Origin of the sequence: Nostoc sp., from assembly GCF_041747015.1 — a bacterium.
Lineage (GTDB): Bacteria > Cyanobacteriota > Cyanobacteriia > Cyanobacteriales > Nostocaceae > Nostoc.
Window position 1 is genome coordinate 1 of record NZ_JBGTFY010000341.1, and the last position, 8,041, is coordinate 8,041.

Here is an 8,041-nt window from a genome sequence, read left to right on the forward strand (position 1 = left end):
GGATGGGTGTTATGTGAAAGTCATCACCTGTTTTTGGGGACGACCTGCCAGACGTTTGCAATATATAGGAATTTATTGCTCTGACGAAATGATTTCCTGTGTGCAAGCTCAAAAAGAAATACTCAGAGAAGTAGCAGACAACATGGGTCTAATGCAGGTAGTCTGCATGAATGCCAAGCGATTGTTGCGCGATCCGATGTCGAAGGTCAAACAAAACAACCCACGCCTATGGTTGGAGTTGCAGTGGGTTGCAACTTAGTGATTCAAGTATCAACGCAAGTAATGAAAACTGGAATTTTCTGCAATTACGATAATTATCACCAAGATGCTCGTCGTGCCATCTTTGAGCAAGTCGCGCTGGTAAAACGGGCTGAAACTTTAGGTTTTGAGTCAGCCTGGGTGAGTGAGCATCATTTTAGTGAATCGAATCTCAGCCCGTCCATGTTGCTGTTAATGGCACACCTTGCGGGACTGACTTCAACTATCCAATTAGGCACTGCGGCGGTGCTGTTGCCATTCCATAACCCGATTAGGGTAGCGGAAGATATTGCGACTTTGGATAACTTGTGCAATGGACGATTATTATTTGGAGTTGCCAAAGGCGGCCCCTTCCCCCAACAAAATAAGCATTTTGCGACACTACCAAGTGAATGCCGTCCCAAGATGCTAGAGGCGATCGCATTGATTCAAAAGCTTTTATATGAAACTGATGTATCATTTAATGGGCAGTATTATCAATGCGATCGCCTGACAATTTACCCTAAACCATTGCAGAGTAAAATACCAGTGTATGTTGCCACTGGCGGGGATGATGGTATCGAGTTTGCCGCTAAACATTCCTTCAGCTTAATGGGTGGGCCGCCATTTTCCCTAGAGAGATTGAAGGATACTGTTACCAAATATCGAGCCTTAAATTCTAGTGGTGCGGAAAACTTTGTGCTGGCACGTTTCTTTTATGTTGGCAAAACATTGGATGAAGCAGTGAGTGAGGCGTTACCTTTCATTCGCAAATTTAGCCAGAAAATGACAGCTAATTCGGCTGAAGTATTACAGAATAGTGCGAATCCCAACCAAAAACCATTTGATCGGACAAACATTTGTTTCGATGAAGATTATTTGATTGAGAACTCAATTATCGGTGATGTGGAGACTTGTCGAGACAGAATCAAGAAATTTCAGGACGAATTAAATTTAGGTACGCTAGCACTCAAACCCTCTTCTTCAGATATGCAAAAAAACCTGGAGAGTTTGACGCGCTATAACCAAGAGGTGCGAAATTATGTCTTCTAAACTATACCTACTTCCTCCCGATGATTTACCTCCAGTTGAGGTAACAAAACAGGATGGAATGCTGCAAATGGAGCTAGAACAGTCTACTGGTAGATGCTTTTATCTAGCGTGCGATCGCATTACGCGAGTACTATTATCTAATTGTCAGTGGTATCTCACAACAAATGCTAGCATCCTAACATTAATTATTGACTGCCCTGACTTAGTATCTTACTGGCATATAGTCAGCAATATTGCCCAGTTAGGTAATAGGTTAGAGCGGTTTGCTACTAATGCCAAAATCCGCGTTTATCCGCCATTTGGCAAAGGGATGCCGTTTGAAATCAGCGTAAATGAAATATCAGCTTATCGAGATTGGCTTTGAGGTAAATAGGCATGAACTGGGAATCACACAAAATATAGCTTATTCATCCTTATTGCTGTCTTTCACCCTGTACTTCTAAAGTGCAGGGTGTTGCAATTTTTATATCTTATGTTACGCTATTACTAGTAATTTTGTACTTCAATCTAAGTTGAATTGTCAAAGTTGTGCAAAGAATTTCTATAGAAAATTTTGGGACTATCAAGAGATTTGAAGCAGATGTCAAGGATGTAATGCTCTTAATTGGCCCGCAAGCAAGCGGGAAAAGTACACTTAGTAAGTCAATCTTCTTATTTAAATCTATTAAAGATGAACTAAGTAAATTCATGTTAGATGTCACGAACGAGCAGCTTGAGAGACCTATTAATGAGTTTTCAAAACATCTCAGGAACAGATTTTTACATTGTTTTGGTACAACTAAGCATATGCCGCGGTTTACTCTGAAATACTACTACTCTAATGAAAAAGAAATGACAATTTCTTTAAACTCTCAAGGTTATGTAGATGTAAAATTTAATTCCAATATTTTGGATGATATGAACGGGATATTTAAGAATGTGCGTAACTATAACGAAAGAGTGTCAAGAAGTCAAACTCGCTATGTAACTCTAGATGAAACATTAGAAATAGACTTGGAAAAAATACAATATCTCAAATCCATTAAATCACATATTGATGATTTATTTGAAGATACAAGAACTACAGTATTTATACCATCTGGTAGAAGCCTAATATCAACTTTGGCCGAGCAGCTTCAGGATATAAAACCATATACTTTAGATTTCTTTATGAAATCTTTTGTAGAGCGAATAAATCGATTAAAGCCTTTTTTTAGAGATACATTGAATCTATTAATTGAAGAGAGAGAGAGTTTGATCAGTGAAGAAGCTAATCTAAATGAGGTCAAGTATGCTACTAGTATTATTAGAAAAATTCTGAGAGGTGAATATCGATTTGAATCTGATGGCGAAAGAATTTACCTAAATGATAAAGAATATGTGAAACTACAATATGCTTCTTCAGGGCAACAGGAGTCAGTGTGGATTCTTTTACTTATATTTAGATATATCTTAGATGGAACAAGTGTCTTCATTGTATTTGAAGAGCCGGAAGCACATCTTTATCCAGAAACACAAAGTGATATAGTAGAACTTATTGCTTTATTAGCAAATATTAATAATAATCAAATAGTTGTAACTACCCACAGTCCATACATTCTATCGTCTTTTAACAATTTGTTATATGCTTATCAAATTGGTAATAATAAGGTTGGTACGGAAAAAGAAGCTGTGGAGAGTATTGTAAATAGGAATATTTGGCTTGATCCAAATCGTACTTCAGCTTACTTTGTCTCTGAAAGTCTATGGGAATCAATCTTTGATGAAGACCTTAAACTTATTAAAGCAGAAAAAATAGATAGTGCTTCCAGTATAATTAATAACAAGTTTAATAATTTGTTCAACCTCGACAACTGAATATTGAATATGTGTAACGATTTTTTTAGAAAAAGTGAATGCATCGACTATTGTGATACTAGAAAAACAATAGTTGTCAGAGATTCTGGTAATTCACAAGAATATAGAGTTACTAATGTAAGCAGTAAAGAGTTTTGCAAAATTAGGGTAGATAACTGTTTAATTAGAGAAGGAGAAAAATGCGATTACTTAATTTTGAATTGTCAAGATAAACTAGCATTTTTTGTGGAATTAAAGGGGCAGGACTTGAAAAAAGCACTTGCTCAGATAAATTCATCTATTACTATACTTATGGATGAAATTCAGGATTTTAAAATTTATGCCCGTATTGTCTTGAATAGAACGCCAACCCCTGATATTAAAAGTTCTATCGAAATTAAACTTAAGAAACGGCTCAAGAAACACAATGGTGACGATAGTCGTGACTTTGTAAAGTATATGAGTCAGGTTTTACCAGAAAGTATTTAAGTAGTCGTTAATATTATCAGGTGATTAACCTCTGGGAAGTTTAATTTTTACTTTCTAAGAAATACTCTAATCTATCGTAGCAGTCACGCGGTAATTACCGTTGAAAAGTTTATTATTTTTTCAGCTAGCCATTTATACAAATTATCCAACCCTGCACCAGTAGTTGCAGAAACCTGAAAAATCTGAATTTGGGGATTTACTTCTTTAGCATATTCTATGCACTTTTGAACATCAAAATCTACATAAGGTAGCAAATCAATTTTAGTGAGAATCATTATGTCACTAGCACGGAAAATATGGGGATATTTTATCGGCTTATCTTCTCCCTCGGTGACAGAGAGAATCACAACTTTTGCATTTTCTCCCAAATCAAATAAGGCTGGACAAACCAAATTTCCTACATTTTCAATCATCACAACTGAATTCATTGGCGGATTCAGTTGTTGTAACCCCTTGTCTATCATTGATGCATCTAAATGACAGCCTGTTCCGGTGTTGATTTGGATGACTTTAGAACCTGTTTCTTGAATTTTTTTGGCATCATTAGCAGTTTCTTGGTCGCCTTCAATGACACTAATAGATAATTGATGTTTTAAATCATTGATGGTGCGCGTCAAAAGAGTTGTTTTACCTGCACCGGGAGAACTCATTAAATTTAAGGCGAGAATATTTCGACCTTTAAACCATCCCCGATTTTGGGCAGCTATCAAATTATTCTTTGCTAATATATCCTGTTCTAGGGATATTGTTGTATTATGTATTTTGGCATGAACTTGAGACGCTTCTATATGAGAATGAGTGATGACAGTACCATTTGGTAAACTGTGAGTATGATGATAATGGTTATGTTCAACTTCACCTGTTTCTAGATTGGTAATTTTAGTTTCGCTATCATCAGAACAACCGCAGGTTACACACATAATTCCTCTATTTCTATTTCTTTAATTTTCAGTTCTTCACCAGTAATTAAATCTAATTGCACGCTACCGCAGTTACAGATACCAAATGGTTTATCTAAAGCAATTTCTGCACCACATTGCCGACATTTTGCTAAACCTGGAATTTCTAAAATTTCTAATGTCGCCCCTGCTAAAACTGTATTTTGAGTGCAAATATCAAAACAAAATCGGATAGCGTCGGGCATAATAGCTGAAAGTTTACCAATTTCTAATGAAACTCGCTGCACTTTTGCGCCTCTGGCGTGTTCAGCTACAATTGCCACAATATTTTGGGTAATTCCAAGTTCGTGCATACTATAAAATCTATTAACAAATTCGTGGTAATTGGTCGCCTACGAGCATATCAACAACCCTTTCAGCACCAAAAACTGTTTTTAATAATACGATACCTGGAGGTGAAGGAATAACTTCGCCAATAATACAAGCATCTTTACCTGCTGGGTGTAATTTCATAGCTGATAAAATATTATCAGCATTCTCTTTTGGTACTACTACAACTAACTTACCTTCATTAGCTAAATACAATGGGTCTAAACCGAGAATTTCACAAACTCCGTTGACTTCTTCACGCACTGGAATAGATTCTTCGTAGAGACGAATTCCCACATTAGAACTGAGGGCAAATTCATTTAAAACTGTGGCTAAACCACCGCGTGTAGCATCTCGCATAGCATGAACTTGGGGACATACATGGAGAATAGTTTCTACTAAACTATGCAACGGCTGACAGTCACTTTCAATATTAGTTTCTAAGGCTAATTCTCCACGGGCAATCAAAATTGCTGCACCATGATTGCCTATTTCACCATTAATTATTACTGTATCTCCAGGTTGAATATTGTGGGCGGAAATACTAACTCCTCGTGGGATAATACCAATACCAGCAGTATTAATAAAGAGTTTATCGGCAGCACCGCGATGTACAACTTTTGTGTCACCAGTGACAATTTGAACACCAGCTTTTTTTGCGGCTGTTTTCATGCTGGCTGCAACACGCCGCAAGGTTTGTACGGGTAATCCTTCTTCTAAAATTACGCTACAAGTTAAATATAAAGGTTTAGCACCGCTAACAGCTAAATCATTAACTGTGCCGTTGATAGCTAATTCTCCTATATCACTACCGGGAAAAAATAACGGGTCTACAACATAGGAATCTGTAGTAAATGCGAGTCTGTCCCCTTGTTGTAGAAGAGGGGCTAAGTTGAAGCTGGCTTGGTCTTCTAGTTGGGAGAGAATTGGGTTATCAAAAGTGCTGACGAATATATCATCTATTAAATCACGCATGGCTTTACCACCACTGCCATGTGCAAGAGTTATATGAGTATCTTGTACTTTAGCTTGGCGATGGGGGGCTTGTTGTAATTTTTGAAAGAGGGGATTTTGTATTGAGTTTGTGGGGGATATATTCATACTTTTTTTTAACGCAAAGGAACGCAAAGGAAAGCGCAGAGGTACGCGGAGTATTATAAGTCTGAGGAGAAGCCGCAGGCGGGGAGAGGTTCTTGAGTTATTTTTGGTTTTTGGGCGATTGTTCTTTTGGCAATGGTGGAGAGTCGTCCATATTTGTAATAGGCTGCACAAGCGCCTTCGGAAGATACCATGCAAGTACCAATGGGTGTTTCTGGTGTGCAAGCTGTACCGAATACTTTGCACTCCCAAGGCTTTAAGACTCCTTTGAGGATTTCTCCACATTTACAAGCTTTATGGTCGGCTACTTTCAGATTAGGAATGGTAAATTTAAGTTCGGCATCAAATTGGGCATATTCAGGTTTAAGTTTTAATCCTGAATAGGGAATGTCACCCAAGCCGCGCCAGTCAAAACTATCTCGCACCGCGAAAACTTTGTTTATGGCTTGCAGCGCTATTGTATTCCCGCTTTTTTGAACAATTCGGTTATATTGGTTTTCAACTTCACAACGATTTTCTACTAGCTGTTGCAATAGCATCCAAATTGATTGGAGAATATCTAAGGGTTCAAATCCTGAGACGACAATTGGTTTATTATATTGTTGGGAAATAAAATCATAAGGGTCAGTGCCAATTACCATGCTGACATGACCAGGCCCAACAAATCCATCCAGTTGCAAGTCGGGATTATCTAATAGGGCTTTAAGGGCGGGAATCACGAGGACGTGATTAGAAAACATACTAAAGTTATGAATTTCTTCGCTTGCTGCTTGCAGGATGGTGAAGGCGGTGCTGGGGGCTGTGGTTTCAAAGCCTAAGGCGAAGAAAACTACTTGTTTGTCGGGGTTATCTCTGGCAATTTGCAAGCTGTCTAGGGGAGAGTACACCATACGGATGTCTGCACCTTGTGCCCTGGCTTGCAGTAAATTCGTTTTGGAACCAGGAACTCGCATCGCATCGCCAAAGGTGGCAAAAATGACGTTATGATTTTGGGAGATTGCGATCGCATCATCTAATCTCCCTTTTGGCATCACACATACTGGACAACCAGGCCCATGAATTAGTTCAATGGCTTCGGGTAATATTTCTTCGATACCATATTTAAAAATAGAGTGGGTATGTCCGCCGCATACTTCCATGATTTTGATAGGTTTTTCTAGCTGATTGCATAATTTGGCGATTTCGCGGCGTATGGCTTCAGCTTTTTCCGGTTCGCGGAATTCGTCAACATATTTCATAGGGCATAGGAAGTGGTTTTATTACCTCACGCAATCGCTCTTAGCGATCTCGGAGAGTAGGCGCAAAGAAAAAAGGAAATACTAAGTCCTAAAAGTAATAAGTTACTTAATTAGTAAGTGTTACTTGTGCTGCTGCTAATTCTTGGAATAATTGTAATGTTTCCGCTGCTTCGTGTTCATTAATTCGATTCATAGCAAAGCCAACGTGTACTAATACCCAATCACCAATACAAGTTTCGGCGGGATGTTGTTCATCTACGATACAAGCAATATTTACTTCGCGTTTAACACCACCAATATTAACAATGGCTAATTTATGATTAACGTTGGTAATTTCTATAATTTGTCCGGGAATTCCTAAGCACATTTTTTTATTTATCAAGATAAACGAACCACAGAGGCGCAGAGAACGCAGAGAGAATTATTTCTGAGCAAAAGTTTGCCAAATATCAACACTCATGTATGAATTGTGCGGCTGCAATAACTGCTTGTCCTAAAGATAAGCCGCCGTCATTAGCTGGAACTAAGCTGTGAGTGAGTATTTTTATTCCCAATGCTTGTAATCCTTTGGTAACTTGCTCTAACAATATACAATTTTGAAAGACTCCTCCTGTGAGGGCTACCTGATTAATCAGATTTTCTTGACAAAGATGCTTAACCATTTCCACAATCGCATTCGCTAAACCTTTGTGAAATTTGGCAGCAATCACTGGTTGTGGAATCTGCTGCTGTAAGTCATTGAGTAAGGCTTGCCACATTGGACAAGGATCTATACAATAAATACTATCTGAAAAGCTAAAACTAAAAGGATATATTAGCGTTTCTTTATGATTATTTAAGCTG

At 38.1% G+C, this 8,041-nt stretch carries 10 protein-coding genes and 1 pseudogene; 5 read left to right on the forward strand and 6 right to left on the reverse strand.

The window, feature by feature from the left end; all coding sequences use genetic code 11:
* The 5 genes from ACEW80_RS27525 to ACEW80_RS27545 all read left to right on the forward strand — a co-directional run.
* The coding region (locus ACEW80_RS27525) for a hypothetical protein (RefSeq protein ID WP_373529652.1) at positions 1-259 on the forward strand (259 nt) is incomplete at its 5' end.
* 23 nt (positions 260-282) lie between these two features.
* Positions 283-1,290 carry an LLM class flavin-dependent oxidoreductase gene (locus tag ACEW80_RS27530; protein ID WP_373529653.1) on the forward strand — a complete coding sequence of 336 codons (1,008 nt, stop codon included), beginning with the start codon at positions 283-285 and terminating at the stop codon, positions 1,288-1,290.
* A complete protein-coding gene (locus ACEW80_RS27535; RefSeq protein WP_373529654.1) occupies positions 1,280-1,654 on the forward strand; it encodes a hypothetical protein in 375 nt (124 codons plus the stop codon). Before ACEW80_RS27530 ends, ACEW80_RS27535 begins: the two co-directional genes overlap by 11 nt.
* Before the next feature lie 164 nt (positions 1,655-1,818).
* Entirely contained in the window at positions 1,819-3,126 is a 1,308-nt protein-coding gene (locus ACEW80_RS27540; protein ID WP_373529655.1) for an AAA family ATPase, read from the forward strand.
* 9 nt (positions 3,127-3,135) lie between these two features.
* Positions 3,136-3,594 (forward strand): hypothetical protein, encoded by a 459-nt coding sequence (locus tag ACEW80_RS27545; RefSeq protein ID WP_373529656.1) that lies wholly within the window; start codon positions 3,136-3,138, stop codon positions 3,592-3,594.
* Positions 3,595-3,677: 83 nt separating this feature from the next.
* On the opposite strand, the gene hypB is transcribed toward ACEW80_RS27545, so the two are convergent.
* From hypB to ACEW80_RS27575, 6 genes and pseudogenes are all read right to left on the reverse strand, one after another.
* Entirely contained in the window at positions 3,678-4,514 is an 837-nt protein-coding gene (gene hypB / locus ACEW80_RS27550) for a hydrogenase nickel incorporation protein HypB (RefSeq protein WP_373529657.1), read from the reverse strand.
* Complete coding sequence (gene hypA, locus ACEW80_RS27555) at positions 4,505-4,846, reverse strand: hydrogenase maturation nickel metallochaperone HypA (RefSeq protein WP_373529658.1); 342 nt, start codon at positions 4,844-4,846, stop codon at positions 4,505-4,507. Before hypA ends, hypB begins: the two co-directional genes overlap by 10 nt.
* Before the next feature lie 13 nt (positions 4,847-4,859).
* Positions 4,860-5,963 (reverse strand): hydrogenase expression/formation protein HypE, encoded by a 1,104-nt coding sequence (hypE, locus tag ACEW80_RS27560; protein ID WP_373529659.1) that lies wholly within the window; start codon positions 5,961-5,963, stop codon positions 4,860-4,862.
* A gap of 53 nt (positions 5,964-6,016) precedes the next feature.
* On the reverse strand, positions 6,017-7,198 hold the full coding sequence (gene hypD / locus ACEW80_RS27565; protein ID WP_373529660.1) for a hydrogenase formation protein HypD: 1,182 nt from the start codon (positions 7,196-7,198) through the stop codon (positions 6,017-6,019).
* A 106-nt stretch (positions 7,199-7,304) separates the two neighbouring features.
* Complete coding sequence (locus ACEW80_RS27570) at positions 7,305-7,565, reverse strand: HypC/HybG/HupF family hydrogenase formation chaperone (RefSeq protein ID WP_373529661.1); 261 nt, start codon at positions 7,563-7,565, stop codon at positions 7,305-7,307.
* Positions 7,566-7,647: 82 nt separating this feature from the next.
* Positions 7,648-8,041: pseudogene (locus ACEW80_RS27575) on the reverse strand (carbamoyltransferase HypF); the annotation flags it as partial.

What these genes read in the sequence shown, in the direction of transcription:
- ACEW80_RS27530 (WP_373529653.1), top strand. Translation starts at nt 283, where the DNA reads ATGAAAACTGGAATTTTCTGCAATTACGATAATTATCACCAAGATGCT.
- ACEW80_RS27535 (WP_373529654.1), top strand. Translation starts at nt 1,280, where the DNA reads ATGTCTTCTAAACTATACCTACTTCCTCCCGATGATTTACCTCCAGTT.
- ACEW80_RS27545 (WP_373529656.1), top strand. Translation starts at nt 3,136, where the DNA reads ATGTGTAACGATTTTTTTAGAAAAAGTGAATGCATCGACTATTGTGAT.
- hypB (WP_373529657.1), bottom strand. Translation starts at nt 4,514, where the DNA reads ATGTGTGTAACCTGCGGTTGTTCTGATGATAGCGAAACTAAAATTACC.
- hypA (WP_373529658.1), bottom strand. Translation starts at nt 4,846, where the DNA reads ATGCACGAACTTGGAATTACCCAAAATATTGTGGCAATTGTAGCTGAA.
- hypE (WP_373529659.1), bottom strand. Translation starts at nt 5,963, where the DNA reads ATGAATATATCCCCCACAAACTCAATACAAAATCCCCTCTTTCAAAAA.
- hypD (WP_373529660.1), bottom strand. Translation starts at nt 7,198, where the DNA reads ATGAAATATGTTGACGAATTCCGCGAACCGGAAAAAGCTGAAGCCATA.
- ACEW80_RS27570 (WP_373529661.1), bottom strand. Translation starts at nt 7,565, where the DNA reads ATGTGCTTAGGAATTCCCGGACAAATTATAGAAATTACCAACGTTAAT.